Here is a 19408-nt window from a genome sequence, read left to right as displayed (position 1 = left end):
GCCGGCTTACCCAGCAATCAAGCCTATATCAATAGTCATTTGCTATTGTTACCCATAAAAAAGAAAAACTTGAAGAAGTGCTGTTATTTCAATGCCAGCTTCATGAGTATATCGGTCTGCACATCATCTCCAAGAATGAAGTTATGTTTGTCAAATTCAACAAAACCATTCTTTTTATAGAATTTTATGGCCCTTGGGTTTTCCTCCCATACACCAAGCCATACGGTTGTGATATTGTTTTGATTTGCTACACTTATGGCCTGTTCAAATAGTAATTTTGCTATGCCTTTTCCGTAGTATTTTGCCAGTACATAGATTCGTTCTATTTCCATAGTATTATCCGGCATGCTTTCAGTTTGTGCATTACCGAGATTGACTTTTAGATAGCCAATCACCTGTTCACTTTGTTGAGCAAAAAAGAACATTGACTCAGGGTTTTTTACCTCAGCAGTTAAAACCTTTTGGTTGAAGTTACTATTAAGATACTTCTGCATATTTTCAGGCGTATTAACAGTTCCGAAAGCTTCTTTAAAAGTTACGCTTCCTAGCTCCATAAGGGTTTCTACATCAGACAACTCTACGGGTCTGATAAGTACGTCAGAGTTGGTGATCATATTATATTGTAGATGGTTGCAGTTTTCAAAGTAAACTTTTTGAGGTGAATCGACAAAATGAATAAGTTTAATATGGAAGCTTATCTCAATCGGAATTGAGTATATAGTGTTTTGAGCCAAAATAGTATGGTTATTCAAAACGCGATTGGAACATTATGACATGCTATAGTTGATTAATCTTTCTGAATGCAAAAGCCGGAGCAATCCTCGAGAGTATATAAAGAATTTTTACTCCGGCTATTTTAATTACCTCCTGACCTTTTTCCAATTTGTTCAGCATTTCTGCTGCTGCTTTTTCAACTGAAATCGCCATTTTAGGAGGGTTGCCCTGATGCCATGGCGTATCCACGGCCGACATTATGACCTCAATAACCCTGATGGGGTCGTTTTTCAATTGATGTCTCAGCACTTGAGTGAAGGCATGCAGACCCGACTTGGTAGCATTGTAGATAGGATAAGCTGCTCTTGGGGCATAAATGAGGCCTGTAGTAACATTGATGATGGAGGCATTTTCATTTTTCATGAGCAATGGCAAAAAAAGCTTACTCAATGTGATTGGGGCTATAAGGTTAGTTTGCACCTCATTTTCAGCCTTCTCAATCATCTTTGAATCTTCTGAAAAGTTTGTTTTGTGCACGGTTGCCGCATTGTTGATCAATATATTGCATGAAGGGTGATTATCTGACACCCATTGAAACAGTTCTTGTCTATGTGCTTTTATAGAGAGGTCACAGGGGTAGTCATGGATACCAGGTATTTCATGCTTTACATTATTAAGCTTTTCTTCTGATCTGCCACATATAAGAATGTTGTTTCCTTGTTTGTGAAGCCTTCGGGCAAGTTCGAGGCCAATGCCGGAACTTCCGCCGGTTATGAGAATGGTGTTGTTGTTTAGTTTCATATCTCTGCTTTTTAATTCAAAGTAGCGGATGAAACCGGCTAATGTCATTAACCTATGTTAACGGCATAGTAAAATGTTTGGTGATAGATGGTTATGTAGTGTGAGTTACTCCCATTTTTCGTCGTACCCGGCTTAAAGCTACGGGTGTTATGCCCAGATAGGATGCAATCATATGCTGTTTGACTCTTTGAGATAGGTCTGGGTACTCTTCAAGAAATGAGCGGTATCGGGTTTCGGCATCAAATAATAGAAATTCCCGTTCTCGATTTTCTTTTTTTGTAAAAGCTTTTTCGAGAATAGCTACAAGGAAAGTATTCCAACAAGGGTGTTCAGCAGATAAGGATTTCCACTGCTGAAAATCAATGGTGATAATTTCTGATGGCTCCAGAGCCTCTATATTAAAATAAGACGGCCTGTTTTGGATCATAGCACTGTAGGAACTTAAAAATGTGCCCTCTGGGAAAAAGCCTTTAGTAAACTCATTGCCATTGTAATCTACGTAATAATAGCGGAATAACCCTTTGCCTATAAAACCAAACTGGCGAGGAACCTGACCTTCACGAATAAAATGTTCACCCCGAGCAACAGAGGTAGTTCTGATCAATTTCAAAAGTTTTTCCTCTTGTGCTAAAGGTAGCTCGGTTAGCGCGTGCATGGTTTTGAGAAAACGTTCTTTCATCAAAGCGAATTATTACGGGAAACGGATGTAAACCTCAGGGTTAAAAGTAAATAAATTTTCATGAAATACATCCAACCGCATTAGGTGCCTGGAGATACGGGTGTATATATTTATGTCTTGGAGTTTTGTTACCTAATGTGAATTCTGTATATATGCAGAATATACCGATTGGTATTTAAAGAGAAGAAAAATAGTAGGTAATGTCAAAAACAGAACAAACCAAGGCTCATATTATTGAAAAAACTGCTCCTGTATTTAATACAAAAGGATTTGTGGGAACTAGTTTGAGTGATATGGAGAAGGCTACAGGCCTTACCAAGGGTAGTATCTACAATAATTTCAAAAATAAAGATGCCGTAGCTCTGGCAGTATTTGATCACAATCTTCAAATAACCAATAATCTTATTGAGCAAGAGATGGGCAAGCATAGTTCGGCCAAAGAGCAGTTGCTTGCTTATACAGAAGTTTACTTAGATAACACGCTTCAACACTTATTTCCTCAGGGTGGTTGTCCTATGCTCAATACAGCTGTTGAGGCTGATGATACGCATCCCGAGTTAAAAGGCCGGGCAGCCGAAGCCGTAATTGACTGGAAAAATAAAATTGCTTTTCTGATCAGAAAAGGTGTGTCTGAAGGTGAATTCAGGGAGTATATTAATGTTGAGCAGGCAGCCCTGACCATTTTTGCAACCGTGGAGGGGGCAATTATGATCTCTAAGGTTACGGGTAAAGTAGAATACCTTAACATGATCATGGGCTCTGTTCGCAAAATGATATACGATCTTCAATAAAAATTTTTAGCTGAAAATATACCGATCGGTATGAAATGTAAATTTTAAGATATGAAAACTACAGATAATACAGTGCTGATAACTGGTGGTAGTGCCGGAATCGGCTTCGAAATTGCAAAAGCCCTCGTCGAAAAGGGAAACAAAGTCATTATTACAGGTAGAGATGCCTCTCGGTTGGAGAGTGCTCAAAAACAACTTAAGGATGCAGTGGTGATACCTTTTGATGTTACCGATGCACAACAGGTTGAACAACTTGTACAGAGACTTAATCAGGAATTTCCTGAGCTTAATGTAGTTGTTAATAATGCGGGAAAGGCTTTTTTACATCACTTATCAAATAACACGAATAGTTTTGGAGCTGCCAGCGAAGAAATTTTAACCAACTACCTTTCCATTGTCAGACTGAACGAAGAATTGCTGCCCTTACTGAACAAACAACAGGAAGGGGCTATTGTTAATGTTTCCTCGATGGTGGCATTTGCTCCCCCTGTCATGCTGTCTACTTACGCTGCCAGTAAAGCGGCTTTACATTCTTATACGCAATCGCTTAGGCTGACACTTTCCAAAAACACGTCGATCAGGGTATTTGAATTGATACCGCCTTTGGTTAACACAGCCTTTTCGAAAGAAATTGGAGGAGGGCAAGGTATTTCCCCTGCTGTAGTAGCAGAGGAACTCCTCAAAGCCATGGAGCGAGAAGAGCATGAAATACACGTCGGCGATACTGCACAAATAAGTGCTCTGAGCCGCAAGTCTCCTCAAGAGGCACTTATGGTCATGAATCAGTCATTTTTAAATTAATAATATATGTTAATACATAAAGAACCTCGCAGAGTCGCAGTGGTGGGATACAACAGAATACCTTTCGCACGGCACAATACTGCTTATGCCTATGCCAGTAATGTAGACATGATGACGGCTTCTCTTGATGGGCTGGTCAGTAAATATAAGTTACAAGGGCAAAGATTAGGAGAAGTAGCCGGCGGGGCAGTTATCAAACATACGCGGGAGTTTAACCTGATACGCGAGAGCGTTATGGGCACATCGCTTGATCCGGCTACTCCGGCCTGTGATATACAGCAGGCCTGTGCCACAGGGATGGAAGCTGCGATATACATCGCCAATAAAATAGCTTTGGGACAGATTAATGTCGGTGTAGCAGGAGGGGTAGATTCTGCCAGCAATGTACCTGTAGTAATTAGTGAGCCGTTGAGGAGGATACTGCTTGAGGCCAGGAAAGCAAAATCCTTTGGCGGGAGGCTTAAACAATTTATGAAAATCCGCCCGAAGCATTTGGTCCCTGTTGCTCCGGGCATTGATGAAAGGCGTTCCAAGTTGTCGATGGGTGGTCATACCGAGATTTCATCGAAGCACTATGGCATAAGCCGCGAAGATCAGGACAGGTTTGCTTTGGAGAGTCATCAAAAAATGGCCAAAGCTTATGATGAGGGCTTCTTAGGTGATATGCTTACCCCATACCTCGGTCTTGATCGAGACAACAACCTGAGAAGAGACACCAGTATGGAAAAGCTTGCCCGTTTAGAACCTGCTTTTGACCCCATCAACGGCTCTTTGACTGCGGGGAATTCAACGCCCTTTTCTGACGGGGCCTCTTGTGTTTTGTTGGCGAGTGAAGAATGGGCTCAAGAGCACAATTTGCCAGTGTTGGCCTATATCTCATTTGCAGAAGTTGCTGCTATTGAGTTTGTCAATGAAAGGCAAAACCTGTTGATGGCACCTGTCCATGCTGCCACACGAATGCTGCAAAAGGCTAATTTAAATCTGCAGGATTTTGATTTTTATGAGATTCATGAAGCTTTCGCAGCGCAGGTGTTGACAACCCTCAAAATATGGGAAAGCGCAGCGCTTATGAAAACATTTGGCTACGATAAGCCACTGGGCAGTATCGACAGAAGTAAGTTGAATATCAAAGGCAGCAGCCTGGCAGCGGCACATCCTTTTGCTGCTACCGGTGGTCGATTAATTGCTACCATGGCGAAGTTGTTGAATGAAAAGGGCTCAGGCCGTGGCTTTATTTCTGTATGCGCTTCAGGAGGGCAGGGAGTGACCATGATCATGGAGAAATGATAGGCTGGGTGTGGCTATTAAGTAATTTTTATGATGAGCCCGGAATTTGAGTTCCGGGCTTTTTTAATGAGGTTGTTTTCAATCAGGCCTTAATCAATTACCTTTATTAAGTAATGAAAGAAAGCCCCTTAATAAAAGTCTATCATCTTCAGAATGAAGAGCATCCCAATCGGTTTTTTAACATCGATAAGATGGAAACTATCTTTGACAATACTGAGGGGAAAACTACGGAGCCTCACCGTCATGATTTTTACACTATAGTTTGGGTGCAGCATGGGAATGGCTTTCACCTGATAGACTTTAATACCTATGATATTGAAGATAATCAGGTATTCTTTATTAGCCCCGGACAGATCCACCAGGTCCATACGCCCAAACGACCGCAAGGTTGGGTGATCACTTTCTCTGCCGATTTTCTTAGTGCCAGTGGAATATCGCAAGACTTCATTCTTAAGATTAACCTTTTTAAAAGTTATAGCGATAGCCCTCCTATCTACCTCGATGATAAAACAAGAGCAACATTGGAGGTGATTATTAAATCACTTTATGTATCCTATAAAGAAGAAAATGCCTACAAAGAAGAGGCTGTAGGGGCATGGCTAAAGTTATTTTTAATTGAATGTGTAAGTCTGTGTGAAAAGAGCCAGCCTCCGGAAGTTTCTGCTACCTCCTGTGTTCTCATTGACTTTCGAAAGATGGTGGAAAAGAATTTTCGTAAGCTCCATAAAGTTTCAGAGTATGCCGGTTTACTTTTTCTAACTCCAAAACACTTAAACCAGGTAGTGAAAAATACCATTGGCTGTACGGCTAAAGACTACATTATTGACAGAATTATTAGTGAGGCCAAGAGACTGCTCATACATACTCATGAAACCGTGAAGCAAATTGCCATCACGTTGGGGTTTAAAGAGCCTTTGCATTTCAATTCCTTCTTTAAGAAGAAAGTCGGCCTCACACCACTGGAATTCAGAAAGCAGTATACCATTAGTAATTCCTAAACAAGCCCAAAGTCAGGGGTAATTTTGTACTCCTCAAATCCTCCCTTGAGGGAGGTGGTCAGTCCCCTCAAAGGGATGTTTGGAAGACCCCACCGCTTACCACTTACCAACCACCGATCACCGTTACAAAACCTTCCAAAGCCGTAATTCCCGACATTTCTATAGTCCAACCCGACATTTTTGTAATACCCTGCTCGGTCTTCCTTCCGTTTTATCTATTAGAACAAAACAAAAAAAGGATGAAACGAAAAAAGTTTATATCAACACTGGCTTTAGGCTCCATATCACTGGGTCTCACAAAAGTCTTTTCGAATTCATCTAAGGAAGACCAGCGCACAAAGCAAGTTGGCTTCAATCATTTACCAAACAAGAAGGAGAACACAATGAAAACCGTATTACACAAAGCTGATACCAGAGGATATGCAAACCATGGATGGCTTTTATCACGTCACACTTTCAGCTTTGCTAATTACTTTGACCCTACAAGAATGCAGTTTGGCGCGCTTCGGGTTTTAAATGATGATCAGGTTGCCGGAGGACAGGGCTTTGGCTCGCACCCACACCAAAACATGGAGATCATCTCTATACCGCTAGAGGGCGACCTGGAGCATAAAGACAGCATGGGCAATGTTACGGTGATCAAAGAAGGAGATGTGCAGGTGATGAGTGCCGGGACAGGAATCATCCATAGTGAATACAATAAAAACAAGGATAAGGAAGTGAAATTCTTTCAGATTTGGGTATTCCCTAATCAGGAAGACGTGAAACCCCGCTATGATCAGATATCCATTGCCGATCTGAAAAAGAAGAATCAGTTCTACCAAATATTATCTCCCAACCCTGATGATCAGGGGGTGTGGATCCATCAGGATGCCTGGTTTCATCTGGGCGATTTTGAGGCCGGCAAGCAAGACACCTATACAATTAAAAAAGCTGGAAACGGAGTATACGCCTTTGTGATTGAAGGAGATGTGACCATCAATGGCCAGGCTCTGAACAGACGGGATGGCTTTGGGCTGACAGATATAGAACAGCTGACCATAACCGCCGACAGTGATGCCAGGGTGCTGCTGATGGAGGTACCTATGATCGAAGAATAAATTTTTAAAGTAATCAATATTATCACTTAATATTATCAAAAATGGAAACGACACAATTAGTTAAAACCTGGACAATAGATCCTACTCACTCTGAAATTCATTTTAAAGTAAAACACATGATGGTTTCAACGGTTACCGGTTCATTTGATGAATTTTCGGGTACTGTAAAATCTGAAAATGATGACTTCAGTGATGCTGAAATAGAGTTTAGCGCTGGTATTGATAGCGTAAATACTAAAAACAGCGACAGAGATGCCCATTTGAAATCTGATGATTTCTTCAATGCGGCAGAATATCCTGAGCTTAAGTTTATCTCATCTTCATTTGTGAAGCAGGGGGAAGATGAATACAAGCTAAAAGGCTATTTGACCATCAGGGATATTACAAAGGAAGTGGAGTTGGACGTATTGTTTAATGGACAGGCTGTTGATCCGTATGGCAATACCAAAGCAGGCTTTGAGATCACCGGAAAAATAAACAGAAAAGATTTTGGACTGAAATGGAGCGCAGTAACTGAGGCAGGGAGCATAGTGGTTGGCGACCAGATCAGGCTTGATTTGAATGTACAGCTTATTCTAGGCTAATTAAAAGATTGGGTGCGGACGGCCGTAAAATTGTTTTATGTAGATTTAACGTTTAGTTTAAGTACTTGTTCGCACCCTTTTTTTAGCTTCATTCCGAAAAATACTTCCCATTACTCCCTATCCTTTGCGTTAATTATAAAAGGTAATATCAGGGTCTTTAAATAATTTCTTTTATCCTGATTCAATGCTACCATAAAAGAAATGTTTTTTATACCACGCAGAACCAGGGTTCGTGAAGCAAATTCACCATCTAAATCTAAAAGACGCTTGCGCTGGAGTAACTCATCCTCCATAGAGCGAATGTCCCGCCATAGAAAGCTCTTTTTCAACCCCAAATTTCCAACTCCAATAAAAAAATGCCCGATATGGTTGTCGAATTTGAGTTCAATTCTCCCGAACATTTTTAAAAGTGTTTGTACCCAGACAAAGATCAATGCAACAGCTACTCCAATTATATGTAAGGCCATTTCGGACATCTTGAATGTCATAGTGAGTAGGACAAAGACAACAGAGAGTATTGCTGAGAAGAATATCCAAAATACAGATGTCCATGAGCGGATGTTGATAATGACCATAAGATTACCTGCCGTTTTTGTGACCTTAATTCCTTTTGGAGGATTGGTTAAGTCAACAGGACCTTTTGAATAGTTCTTAACCGTATCAGATGGGCTGAATTTTATACCACACGCATCGCAGATTACAATGTCCTCGTGAATATTGATGTTTCTTTCAGGAACTTCCGCGTTACACTTGATGCAATTCATTTTTCAATTTAGCATAAAAAGATCCTGTCGGTAAATCTGAAGGCTATTTATCTATCTTGAATTTACCCTTTTTTCTATTTCCTTTAATACCGGGTTATTCCTCGATTTAAGTATTTTCAATTTTCTGCAGCCACAAAAACTTACAAACCGACCTAGACTTTGAGCAAAGGCATGAGTGAAATCCTCGTCTGGCTCAAAATTAGCTTCAAGCCAAAAAGACTTGACTGTGAAAATGCCGGTTGTGCGATCAGCCTTAGGGTCAAATTTGCCAACAAGCTGGTCTTTGTATAGGATGGGAAGGCAGTAGTATCCGAACTTGCGCTTTTTTTCAGGTACGTAACATTCCAATTGATAATTGAAGTCAAAAATTTCCTGAGCTCGTTTCCTTTGAATAATGAGGTTATCGAATGGAGACAAAATATGTGCAGCATTATTAGTCTCATAGGCACCCTGCCCTGCCAGGACAAAGTATGTCTGATCAATGCCTTCAATGCTGACAGCCTTCACTTTCCCTTCACTTATCAGTTTTTTTAAGGCCTTTTCAATATGGCTTTTAAGTCCCTTGCGCAAGTAAGTGATCTCGGTTAGGGTTGCAATCCCCTGCGCAGTGAGTGTTCTTATGATCAGATACTCATGAAATTCCTGTTTCGATGGCATGGATGTATCTACATGAGCAGGAAGTATCCGTTCGGTCAGATCATAAACCTTTTGAAAATTAACCCTTTCAGCTACCATGAGTTTTCCCTCCATAAAAAGCTGCTCCAGTGCAACTTTGGCAGGTTTCCATTTGTACCAGGCACCTGAGTTATGGCTGGGATCTTTAAAATCTTTGGATTGCAACGGCCCTTCTGCTTTTATTCTGTCCAGCACATAGGCTATCATTTTCTTGTTTTGACGAAACCAGTGCGATTTCCCATCAGCAAATTCCTGTTTTCTTATCAGACTGTAACGGTAATCCTCTATAGGTAAATAGGAGGCCGCGTGGCTCCAGTATTCAAAAATCTGTTTCCCTCTTAACATTTCCATCAGTTCGTCTTTCTGATATTGTGTATTTCGGGTGTGAAATATATGGTGATGAGCTCTTTCTGCTACTGCCAGGGTATCTATTTGAACATAACCGAGCTGACGAATTACGTCGAGGGAACTTGACCCGGCATGTGGAAATAGTTGTGAATGAATAATAAGATTTTTGGCTTTAGCTTTTGAAAGAGTTTCAATGGGTTTCATACCATCAAAATACGAAAAGGGGGTGGTATTGTTTAGGGATTCAGCTATTTCTTTAGTGGTTAGCCATTGGGGAGAAAAGTGTTGTTGATTCTATTCATGATGTAATTTTACCTCAGTGATTGATTTAAATTAAAAAAGAATTCATTAGCTTGAATTACAATTAGAGTACAGACTATGAAAACCAAAACCCCAATCTATATTTTTTTGATTATACTCATTTTAGTTGCTGGATGCAGCGATTCTAAAAGAACGGATGAGGTGGATGTAAAGATTGATGAGCAGGTCAGTGAAGGGATTTGGTTTGGTGAAGATTCCGCCAGCTACGGAGTGATAGGCGTTGAAGATGGCAGTTTTAATTTCAAGGAGGGTAAGCTAGCCGGAGGATATATCAACCTGAATCCATCAAAAGTAGATACTTTGCAATATCAGGCCACTCAGTCATCAATAAAGCAAAAACTTCCTAATAAGTTTAAAATAGAGCGTGTTGAAGAATCGGAAGACTCTGAGGAGGGCTCCACACATACCCTTTTGGGGCGGTATGAGTATGATGATTCAGTTGTCACAAAAGAAGTACGCTTGCCTGTTACTATGAATTATGAGGAAAATCAAATGGTGATGACCAGTAAGCCTGGAAACAAAACTTCAGAAGGTGAGCCGGCATTAGGGTTTCGTATCGTTGCAGATATAGAGGATAATGACCTTGCACAGCAACAGGTACAGCAACAAGATGTAAAAGAAATCGGCCTTCCGGAGAAGATAAAGTTAAGGCAGGATTCGCTCATGAGTATTAAAAGGCGCATACCTACCAAGATTTTGGTTCATCTCCAAAGGGAGAAGCGTTTGGCGCAGGTGGGGGATACTTTACATATTTCTATAGAACTTGTTAATGATAATAACCAACCTGCAGGTGCTCCAAAAGAATTGGATGTGGAATTGCTCAACACCATCAAGAAGGACCATAAGATCAAAAGTGTACATTTTAACAAAGGACAGTCTATGCTACATACTTCAATTATTCTTAAGAATGCAGGTATACTAGAGTTGACTGCTGTTCACCCAGAGCTTTATTCCGGCTCTTTGTTTCTAAAAGTTACGCCGCGTTACGGCAGCCTCATTATTAATAAATATGACGATTTTCAAGTGCGTCTGGCCATGTATCAACCGGGTAACCAATCTTATATCAAAGCTTTTGCTCAGAGTCGCAGTTTTAAGGCTAATGGCAAAGACAGTGCAGAAATAAGTCTGTTTCTTTTTGATGAGGCGAGCTTGTATCCCGATGGAGTCAGGCTAAATATTATTCCTAGTTATGGAAGTGTACACCCACAGCAACTGGTGGTAAAGGGGGAGGAGCCGGGTATTCTGAAACTGGTCAGTAAAGATCAGGAAGATGTAGAGTTGCAAATTATAGCCACACCAGATATAGAAGTGGTGAACAATGTTAAGATTCACTTTGTACCACCGGTCACATATATTCAGTGTATAAGCAGCCCGCCTTCCATCCACTTTCTTGAAAAGTCTGACATACTGGTGAGGTTATTGGACGAAGATAGTGCGGCGCTTACTGTAAAGACCCCATGGCAGGTCAGTCTTGAGATCAGCGAAGGGGGTGGGGAGGTCACCCCTCAGAGCTTTACTATTATGCCCGACCACTTCGAAAGCAAGGCGGAGTTTGCTCCTAAAAGCTTTATTGGTACGGTAAAAGTACGAGCCGTTTCCAGTAATCTATACACCAATAACAATACGGTAATTGTGACCTGGCCAATTCTCATCATAATCGCCAGCATAGTTGGAGGTCTTGTAGGAGGATTCATATCTTATTTTCACGAAGGGAATAAGACAAAAAAGTGGAGAATCTTTACGGGATTGTTTACAGGTATGGTGCTGTATTGGACTATTATCGTCTTTGATATTATTGATTATGCACCGGACTTTCTGCTCAATGCTTTTAGTGTATTTGTTATCAGTCTTATAGGAGGCTACCTGGGTGTGGGGTCTATTGATTTTGTGCTTAAAAAGATGGGAATTAGCAAATCCGGTTCACCTCAGGAAGCGTGAGTTGTTTCCTGACCTTCCCCTATTCATCTGCAAATATTGTTAATCGATAAACCGGCCGAACCATGAAAAACAAGAAACTGAATGGTTGATGTTCTGTCGGGGGATAGAACATGGGGAGTGTTCGCTAAAGACCTCCCATAGACTATCCCCTGACAGCCCGCAATTATGCGCCACCGGGAACACCAGCCGCAGAAAGAACCTGTTTTGCTTTTATTTCCCCCTGACTTCTCCATTGTGTCATCAGGAACTTGTCAAACCTCAGCCCTGTTGGGTTTTGCTCATCCAGATCCGCATTGGGTTCTATGTAGAAGGCCTTTTTATTAATAGAATTAGCGACATAATCGTCGAGCAATTTGTAATCATTTTCACGAACGCCCTGTATGAAGATTGAAATTACTCTGAGAATAGTATCAACCACACTGGTGTAGTTCGGGTTTCCCGGGAATATACTTTTAGGGTTGTTACTAAGTACTATCACCTCATCTGGGTTTTGGGCTATAGCGGCAGCTGTAGGGACTACCGTTCTATGTCCGCCATCTATCATTTGTTCTCCGTCAATAGTAACCGGCGGTAGAAACCCTCCCTGGCTACTACTGGCAAGCATGGCGTTTTTCAACTGCTGTATATTCTGGATAATTTTAAGCTGATAGCCAGCGGGTATGTTGATCCTTTTGGTTGCAAAGATAGTAGGGGCTCCGGTTTGAAGACTCACCGCAGTAAGGCATAAAATGGTATTGCCATTGACTATTTTTTGGTATACGGTATCCGTAACTTTTTCATCGATCAATTTTACCAGAGGGTAGCTGTCTAACAAATAAGGCTTGCCTTGCTGAAGTTGCCGGACAAGGTTGGTTGTAGCAATAATATCATTGTTATTGACATTAGTATATACATCCTTCAGCGTTTCGATGTCTCCTGCTGCTGCAAAAGCAGCAATCAGGGAACCTGTACTTGTACCACTGATCAGGTCAAAATCAGCCAGGTTGTTATCAAACATATAGGATAGTGCCCCCACAGTGAATGCTCCTTTTGCTCCACCACCACTAGTAATTAAAGCTCTTTTCATTGTTCTGTCAGTTTAGGAATCGATACGAAATTCCGATTTCAAGATGATTTTTAATGGCATCAGTATGCCATTGATGTAATAGCTGAACGCCAAAACTGGGTAGTTCCACGCCTACACCAGGCCCAAACACCCATAGGCCATCAATGTCGGTGCTGCCCTCAGCAATAAATTTTATAGTGCCGATGGAAACAGGGGCTGCTTGAATATCCTTTAAGCGTACTTCAGCTCTTGTGGTAAGCAAAAACTGAGTGTCTTTGCCTGAGTAATACATTGATGGACCTACTAACAGGCGAAGGTGCCCTCCTGATCGCTCTTTAGCAAAGGTGTATCCTGCCATACCTTTAAGAGTGAGTAAGTAAGCCTCTGCATCCTGAAAGGGATTGAGTGCCCCCTGATTCCATTCTGCCAGTATACCCCAACCTTTTTGAAATTCTGGGGAAAGCATCTTGTTTTCCGGAGCATTTTTCCGGTAGATGAAACCGATCCACTCTAAAACGATCTCGTTATCAGCCACACTGTAAAAACAGGTTTGCTGATCAGGCGTGGTGCTTTCTATAAAGCTGCGGATCCCATTCGTCAATTGCACATAGGCCGTATAATCGTGAGTCTTCAGAGAGTCCAGCCTTGACTGTCTTTCGGTATCGTCGGAGGGAGCAGGGTACAGCTTGTACAAAACCACAGGTATTATACTATTGGCATAACTTTGTACTTCAGTCCATTCGTTTGCCGAGAGCTTATTGCAGTTTTGGGCATGAAGAGTTCCCAGTGAGAGAAAGAAGGTAAAAAGAAATACATATATTTTAGTTAAGGTCATTCGTTAGGTAGTTAGGTAAAATTCAGACCTGCAAATTTGGCCTGATTTTCTTGCGCTTCAAGCAATTTAAAATGTTTTGTGCCAAGTACCAGATTTTTCTAATGTATTTGTTGCTACATGTGAAGCCTGTTTTATCCTCTTTTAATAGCAAACTCCAACCTTGTTTATAAAGTCTATAAGTTAAGTTATTGATTAACTGATATCTATGATGGGTGTAGCTTGATTTCGTTAGTGACACATGCAGGCGTATTTTAGGACGAGACATTGCTATGTAGCATAAGCAGTTGTGCAACAGTCACGGAAGCTTGAGCTAGGTAGGGAGAAATAGATTAAATACGGCCCAGAAGGGGCTCTATTTCCACTAAAGATTTCAACATCTCATAGCATTGAGTAGCAATGAGAGAAACTTCATTCTCCAATTCAAAGCTATTGATCTGATCCACTTCCTTCAAAAAATTGAAGCATACATCTGAAAATGCATCAGATAGTTTGTCTCCTTGCACTCCCATTAAATTAGATATATATAATGGTTAGCATATCAAGATCATATAATCCACGATCGTCTAACCCTAATTTTGAAAGCGATTTGGTTAGTCTGTTGTGTTTAAGATCTTGGCAGATAAGTTGAATGATCAAATCTTTAATTTCCATACATAGAATTTTAAGTAACTATAAAATTATTTTAAAGTTTATTTAAAGATCTTTAAATCTTCTAATAAAGCATATTATTGTCTGTCATGCGTTTGTTTTTCTTGTTTATTTTTGACTTGAGAATCAAAAGAGATGTTAATGGCTAAGCCTATTTATAACAGGATAAAAGCAGTTTTGGCAGAACGAGGCAAAACAAACAATTGGTTAGCTGAAGAGATAGATATGAACTCCAATACGATTTCAAAGTGGTGTAGAAATGATATGCAGCCAAGAATCGAGAGTTTGTTTCAGGTAGCTAAAGCACTTGATGTTGATGTAAGGGAGCTGTTGGTATCTACCAAGGGTAAGTGAATTTTAATGTCTTCCTTATTTTAGGTCGTAGGTTAAGTGCAGCGATCCTGCAACCGATTGGGGTAAGTATGCCGGCTATAATTGGATTTTTTTTCGTTCCCAGCAGAGTCTCTCGTAGACTCGTAGAGGACTCTGCGATCTTCATAGGAGCAATTTTCAATATGGATGACAAATAAATATGATCCCACCCCGGTAGCACATCCGCTACGGACCCTTTATGATCTTGAGCGTCCGTTCAATTATTGAATATAGTACAAAAAGTAAAGAAGTACATGACAAGTTGATTCCGAACCACACACACTCTTCCCATCTTACAGGGATAGAATCGACTCTACCCAACCTTCCTCGCCACAATCAAAGCATTGGTCGGCGGATGAGGCAGTTCTTTCAGTATATCATCTTCCAGAGCAAATAACCTTACTTTACCTTCAAATCTATTTTGAGCTATCCATGGATTGGTGTAGGCATTGGAGCTATCTTCAATTCTAAAGCCTGCTTCATCCAGGTTTTGTTTCCAGTCGCTGATGCTCCAGAAGCAGAAACGTTCGTGCATTTCGCTTTGCCAGTTGTCCGTGTAGTCTTTGGTGAGCATGTACTCGGCAGCATCTTTGAGCTTAAGGTAGATGTATTCTTCACCGTTTATGGTTTTGATATCATACTGAATCTGGTCGTTTTCTTGTTTTCTGAAATCCTTGGTGAACCGCTTAAAGCGGGCAAAGGTAGAGAGCTCATTTAGGTAATTACAGAGGTCAGCCGTGCTATCAAACTCCTTTTCAAAATCCTCGTTGCGACCGTCGGTTTGGTTGAGTTGCATATAAATCATGGCATCACCATCCTCGGGGCCTATTACATCGCGGTTGATCCATACGCCACCCATTTCAAGCTCGTTATACCTGTTTTGAATAAAACTCAACAGGTCGGCCCGGCTACCATATGATTCAATCTCATGAGTCAAAGACGAAGTATGGATCGTGTTCATGGAGTTATCCTCAAAGACCAATGAGGTTACGGCATTCTTTTGGGCAAAGAACACATTGGGATTGCCAAACTCGCCATTGTGTTTTCTCTGGTTGCAGATGTCAAACAGTTGGCGGGCGACTTCTATACCATAGAAGTCAGACTCACGCAGTTTAGTGTCTTCACTGGCCTGCTTTAGCCATGAACCTACGGCACAACCTATATCTCCAATTTTGCCAGGCTGGATGTACGCCGCGGTGTCTTTGTACTTAATTTCTGCTATTTCATCCATCTGGCGTACATAGCTGCCATAATCTCTCGACTCGGTGATGTCTCCATCATCTCCAATGATCGGATCATTGAGGATCGTCTGAACTTTTTGGCCTAGCCTGTAGTTTTTCCAAATCTTATAGCTGGATATGTGAAGCTTATCAATAATTTCATCGTCAGACTCCCAGGTATCATTGGCGGTAATGAGATCTACAATATCCCAGGGTAAGGGCGCATGAAATTTCTGGGTCTTCCGGTCCTGAAGCTCAGCAGGAAGTATCCTGTAGCCTATGGCTTCATACATGTTCATCACTGGGGTTGAACAAACAACAAGCGTATTTTCAGGAGCAAGACGGAGTGCCTGGTCACTTTGGTGTCTTACTTGTTTCAAAGTATAAGAAGCAAAGTTTTCAAGTACACCAACATCGTCGACGCCATAGACATAGCAGGGTACAGGCAGGTCTTTGGAAAACTCCTGGATCATCATAGCCCTGAGGTAAAAGGGAATAGGGTTTCTCTTTGTGCCGGCATGATTGGCAGAAGTAACAGCAAATATAATGGCCTCAACAGGCTCATTATTTCCAATGGTTTTGCCGTTTACATCTTTGACTGCGTGCAGACTGGTGTTAACCAATCGGTACAGGTACTTGAATTGAAAATCTGTAAGAATGTGGTGGCGACCGGGTATGAAAAGGTACATGATATTCAGCTTATAAATTTTCGCCGAATATAAGCATAGAATATATAGACTTTAAATATTAGGAGTGCTTTCTAAGGGATATGATGAAAATAGCTTCCGCCATATCTCTTTCCTGGAGCGGGGAAAGAGTAAGCGGGGTACGGAGGCTTTATTAGTATTTTCTGCTATAAACAACTACATCTTTTAACATGTCCTTGGTGAAAGCGTATGAAAGACCCTTGCCAATATATGACTTCTTATAGTTGCTTAGAAAGAATGAGGCTGAATTAGGGACCTTGATGCCCCACGAACCAGAAGCTTGTAGATCACCTGGAAGTATTAAAGCTACATGACCCTGACCATCTTCACCTTTATAAACAGCAATTGTTGCCTTTTTGGAATTAGCATAATCCTGGGCTTTATTTAGGGCATTCTTATCATATGCATGTCCTAGAAGCTCCCATTTTCCCTCGTTACTAACAAAGTCGGCAATTTCATTAGGGCTCATATACCTACCACTTTCTTTAGAGTAAAAGTCATTGATTTTATATACGGTATTAATAGATTGGCCTAGATACTTGTAACATTCACTGCTACTGCCCCCAGCACTTTCACAATTGCTGAACGCTTCCATGGACTTTGACAAATCCTGCTCCCAATTACTGTTAACAGTCTGGGCAAAGGAAAGTGTAAATGAAAAAAGAGTTATGACTATTGGGGTAAATAAATATGTTTTTAGGAGATGGTTTAATTTCATATCTAATTGGTTATAAGTTTATTAATAGTCTTGGATACTTAATAGATTCAATAAGTTATCCTAATGTAACCTGACTTTTCGGAAAAAATAAATGATTTTTATTCCGCTAAATACTCATTTTTGAGTATTGACATAAGTTTCAAGCTCTTATACTCTCGATCAAAAATTGCAGCCTCTCTGAGGAGGCCCTCACTTTTAAATCCGGCCGAGGCATAAATATAAATTGCCTTTTGATTGTCTTCTACTACATCGAGCCAAAGCCGATGCATCTGTAGTATCTCGAAACAATATTTCTTGATTAATTGTAACGTTTCAGTACCTAGTCCCTTTCCTTTTTTATCTACGATTATTCGTCTTAGCTCAAGAGAATGGTGTGGGTTATTTAATCCCCCCAGTATAACAAATCCTGCTTTTTCATTAGTTCCCTTATCAATTATAATCAAATGCTGTTCATTACTGTCAGCTATTACTCCAAGGTGTTGCTCTCTGGTGTAAGTCATAATGTAGTGTCTATTATCCGGGTGCGACTCAAGTACAGTAACAAAATCCAGATCAGGTTCTGTTGTACTCATTAATGAAATCCTTTCTGATTCGATAACTGGTGTTGACATTATATAGTTTATTCTTTTATCTAAATGTTAATACTGTATTCCATTCTTCTTGCAGTGTTTTTAGCAATTTCAGCTCCGAAAAGCCTTTTTATAAGGTGGAACGACATATTGATACCTGCTGAAATGCCACCGGAAGTTATGATTTTGCCTTGGTCTACAAATTTTGCACCCCTAATGACTTCAATATCCTGAAAATCATTTTCAAGTCTGTAAAGATCCATCCAGTGTGTTGTAGCTTTCCGCTCTTTTAATAAACCGGCCTTAGCCAGCAAAAAAGCCCCGGTACAGACTGAAGCCAGAATTTTTGTTGTATTGTACTGTTTGGTGATCCATTCAATCACCGCAACGTTATTAATTTCTATTTCCACAGCTCCATAGCCTCCGGGTATTATGACAATATCATAGGGAGGGTGACTTTCAAAGTTGTAATTGGGTACTACCTGAAGTCCATTACGGGCTTTAATAGTTTGTAATGTTTGCCCTACCAGCGATACATCGAATATTTTTGTTCTGTCCAGGGTTTCTGTTAGAGAGAAGACCTCAAATGGTCCAGCAAAATCCAGGACCTCCACCTCATTGAATATGAGAATACCAACTTTCATGGCGTGTGTTGTTTGACCCATTGCACAATTGTATCAATAACCTCTTCTTTTCCTAATTCATTATGAGGTTCATGATACATGCCTTCCCATACTTTATACTCTGAAGTCATTTTTCTGGCAAACATTTCGGAAGCTTGTGGTGATGTAATGGGGTCATCGGTACCGTGCATGGTTAACACCGGAGTCTGAATGGAGGTAGCATTTTGAAGAGCCCAGTCCCCTGCTTCTACAATTGAAAAGTACATCTCCGTGGTTATTTTGTTGTTTACCAATGGGTCTTCTGCGTAAGCCTTACCAACAGCGGTATCTCTAGAGAGGTCGTTGGGGTTCAGATTGTTATGTTCAGCGTATTTGGGGTAGATCTTACGTACTAACCTACCCATGGCTACCTTTATTTTGGGAGGGTCAAACCTGAGCTTCAGCCAGGGAGAGGTAATTATTGCAGCTGTAAAATCCTGCTCATTACCCCTGAGTAGAAAATTGGCAGTAACATTACCCCCCATGCTATGCCCATAAATGAAAAGTGGCAGCGTGGAAAATTTGTCTTTGATTATATCAGTAAATTGTCTGAGATCATTTAAAAGATGATTGTAGGAAGGAGTGTGCCCTCTTATGCCTTCTGATTTTCCATGGCCTCTGAGATCGATGCCTGCTAAAACATAATTAGCTTTATTGAAGGCTTTGGCTACATGATCATATCGTTGAATGTGTTCTCCAAACCCGTGGATAAGGATTACTATGCCTTTTGCGTCTGTCTCCGGAAACCATACCTGTCCCCAGAGCTTAAGGTTATCGCTGGTTTTAAATTCTATTGCTTCAGTCATGAAGCAATATAACTGTAAGCTTTGT

Annotated in this window: 21 protein-coding genes; 8 read left to right on the top strand and 13 right to left on the bottom strand. The window is 40.8% G+C overall.

The window, feature by feature from the left end; genetic code table 11:
- Positions 1-83: 83 nt before the first annotated feature.
- From JMN32_RS09890 to JMN32_RS09880, 3 genes are all read right to left on the bottom strand, one after another.
- Positions 84-614: a GNAT family N-acetyltransferase gene (locus JMN32_RS09890; RefSeq protein ID WP_202856156.1), complete on the bottom strand. Its 531-nt coding sequence runs from the start codon at positions 612-614 to the stop codon at positions 84-86.
- Positions 615-777: 163 nt separating this feature from the next.
- Complete coding sequence (locus JMN32_RS09885) at positions 778-1515, bottom strand: SDR family oxidoreductase (RefSeq protein ID WP_202856155.1); 738 nt, start codon at positions 1513-1515, stop codon at positions 778-780.
- A 91-nt stretch (positions 1516-1606) separates the two neighbouring features.
- Complete coding sequence (locus JMN32_RS09880) at positions 1607-2194, bottom strand: Crp/Fnr family transcriptional regulator (protein ID WP_202856154.1); 588 nt, start codon at positions 2192-2194, stop codon at positions 1607-1609.
- 200 nt (positions 2195-2394) lie between these two features.
- Here JMN32_RS09880 and JMN32_RS09875 point away from each other — a divergent pair, with 200 nt between their 5' ends.
- The 6 genes from JMN32_RS09875 to JMN32_RS09850 all read left to right on the top strand — a co-directional run bounded on the left by JMN32_RS09875 (position 2395) and on the right by JMN32_RS09850 (position 7755).
- The gene (locus JMN32_RS09875) at positions 2395-2985 is read left to right on the top strand and encodes a TetR/AcrR family transcriptional regulator (protein ID WP_202856153.1); all 591 of its coding nucleotides are present in this window, start codon (positions 2395-2397) and stop codon (positions 2983-2985) included.
- Between the two features lie 51 nt (positions 2986-3036).
- Positions 3037-3786 carry an SDR family oxidoreductase gene (locus JMN32_RS09870; protein ID WP_202856152.1) on the top strand — a complete coding sequence of 250 codons (750 nt, stop codon included), beginning with the start codon at positions 3037-3039 and terminating at the stop codon, positions 3784-3786.
- 6 nt (positions 3787-3792) lie between these two features.
- Complete coding sequence (locus JMN32_RS09865; protein ID WP_202856151.1) at positions 3793-5073, top strand: acetyl-CoA C-acetyltransferase; 1281 nt, start codon at positions 3793-3795, stop codon at positions 5071-5073.
- Between the two features lie 191 nt (positions 5074-5264).
- A complete protein-coding gene (locus tag JMN32_RS09860) occupies positions 5265-6071 on the top strand; it encodes an AraC family transcriptional regulator (RefSeq protein ID WP_202856150.1) in 807 nt (268 codons plus the stop codon).
- Positions 6072-6454: 383 nt separating this feature from the next.
- Positions 6455-7171, top strand: a complete 717-nt coding sequence (locus JMN32_RS09855; protein WP_202856267.1) for a pirin family protein — start codon at positions 6455-6457, stop codon at positions 7169-7171.
- A gap of 41 nt (positions 7172-7212) precedes the next feature.
- Positions 7213-7755 (top strand): YceI family protein, encoded by a 543-nt coding sequence (locus JMN32_RS09850; RefSeq protein ID WP_202856149.1) that lies wholly within the window; start codon positions 7213-7215, stop codon positions 7753-7755.
- Positions 7756-7865: 110 nt separating this feature from the next.
- Here JMN32_RS09850 and JMN32_RS09845 read toward each other — a convergent pair whose 3' ends face one another.
- On the bottom strand, positions 7866-8519 hold the full coding sequence (locus JMN32_RS09845; RefSeq protein ID WP_202856148.1) for a hypothetical protein: 654 nt from the start codon (positions 8517-8519) through the stop codon (positions 7866-7868).
- A 51-nt stretch (positions 8520-8570) separates the two neighbouring features.
- Positions 8571-9746, bottom strand: a complete 1176-nt coding sequence (locus JMN32_RS09840) for a winged helix-turn-helix domain-containing protein (protein ID WP_202856147.1) — start codon at positions 9744-9746, stop codon at positions 8571-8573.
- A 174-nt stretch (positions 9747-9920) separates the two neighbouring features.
- On the opposite strand from JMN32_RS09840, the gene JMN32_RS09835 reads away from it, so the two are divergent.
- Positions 9921-11801, top strand: coding sequence for a TIGR04086 family membrane protein (locus JMN32_RS09835; protein ID WP_202856146.1), 1881 nt, complete (start codon positions 9921-9923; stop codon positions 11799-11801).
- Positions 11802-11964: 163 nt separating this feature from the next.
- On the opposite strand, the gene JMN32_RS09830 is transcribed toward JMN32_RS09835, so the two are convergent.
- The 3 genes from JMN32_RS09830 to JMN32_RS09820 all read right to left on the bottom strand — a co-directional run bounded on the left by JMN32_RS09830 (position 11965) and on the right by JMN32_RS09820 (position 14190).
- Positions 11965-12867: a patatin-like phospholipase family protein gene (locus JMN32_RS09830; protein ID WP_202856145.1), complete on the bottom strand. Its 903-nt coding sequence runs from the start codon at positions 12865-12867 to the stop codon at positions 11965-11967.
- A gap of 7 nt (positions 12868-12874) precedes the next feature.
- Positions 12875-13681 (bottom strand): hypothetical protein, encoded by an 807-nt coding sequence (locus JMN32_RS09825; protein WP_202856144.1) that lies wholly within the window; start codon positions 13679-13681, stop codon positions 12875-12877.
- Between the two features lie 329 nt (positions 13682-14010).
- Entirely contained in the window at positions 14011-14190 is a 180-nt protein-coding gene (locus JMN32_RS09820) for a hypothetical protein (RefSeq protein ID WP_202856143.1), read from the bottom strand.
- A gap of 280 nt (positions 14191-14470) precedes the next feature.
- Here JMN32_RS09820 and JMN32_RS09815 point away from each other — a divergent pair, with 280 nt between their 5' ends.
- Positions 14471-14683, top strand: coding sequence for a helix-turn-helix transcriptional regulator (locus JMN32_RS09815; protein WP_202856142.1), 213 nt, complete (start codon positions 14471-14473; stop codon positions 14681-14683).
- Positions 14684-15014: 331 nt separating this feature from the next.
- Here the strand turns inward: JMN32_RS09815 and JMN32_RS09810 are convergent, their stop codons facing one another.
- The 5 genes from JMN32_RS09810 to JMN32_RS09790 all read right to left on the bottom strand — a co-directional run bounded on the left by JMN32_RS09810 (position 15015) and on the right by JMN32_RS09790 (position 19383).
- Positions 15015-16610 carry a class I SAM-dependent methyltransferase gene (locus JMN32_RS09810; protein ID WP_202856141.1) on the bottom strand — a complete coding sequence of 532 codons (1596 nt, stop codon included), beginning with the start codon at positions 16608-16610 and terminating at the stop codon, positions 15015-15017.
- Positions 16611-16761: 151 nt separating this feature from the next.
- Positions 16762-17346, bottom strand: coding sequence for a hypothetical protein (locus JMN32_RS09805; RefSeq protein ID WP_202856140.1), 585 nt, complete (start codon positions 17344-17346; stop codon positions 16762-16764).
- 98 nt (positions 17347-17444) lie between these two features.
- On the bottom strand, positions 17445-17957 hold the full coding sequence (locus JMN32_RS09800) for a GNAT family N-acetyltransferase (RefSeq protein ID WP_238354412.1): 513 nt from the start codon (positions 17955-17957) through the stop codon (positions 17445-17447).
- 20 nt (positions 17958-17977) lie between these two features.
- Positions 17978-18559: a DJ-1/PfpI family protein gene (locus tag JMN32_RS09795; protein ID WP_202856138.1), complete on the bottom strand. Its 582-nt coding sequence runs from the start codon at positions 18557-18559 to the stop codon at positions 17978-17980.
- Positions 18556-19383: an alpha/beta hydrolase gene (locus tag JMN32_RS09790; protein ID WP_202856137.1), complete on the bottom strand. Its 828-nt coding sequence runs from the start codon at positions 19381-19383 to the stop codon at positions 18556-18558. The genes JMN32_RS09795 and JMN32_RS09790 overlap by 4 nt, the downstream gene beginning before the upstream one ends.
- Positions 19384-19408 lie beyond the last annotated feature (25 nt).

The sequence above is a fragment of the Fulvivirga marina genome (genome assembly GCF_016775155.1).
Taxonomy (GTDB): Bacteria; Bacteroidota; Bacteroidia; order Cytophagales; family Cyclobacteriaceae; genus Fulvivirga; species Fulvivirga marina.
Note: the sequence above shows the minus strand (reverse complement) of the source record. Positions and strands in the feature narration are given on the sequence as shown.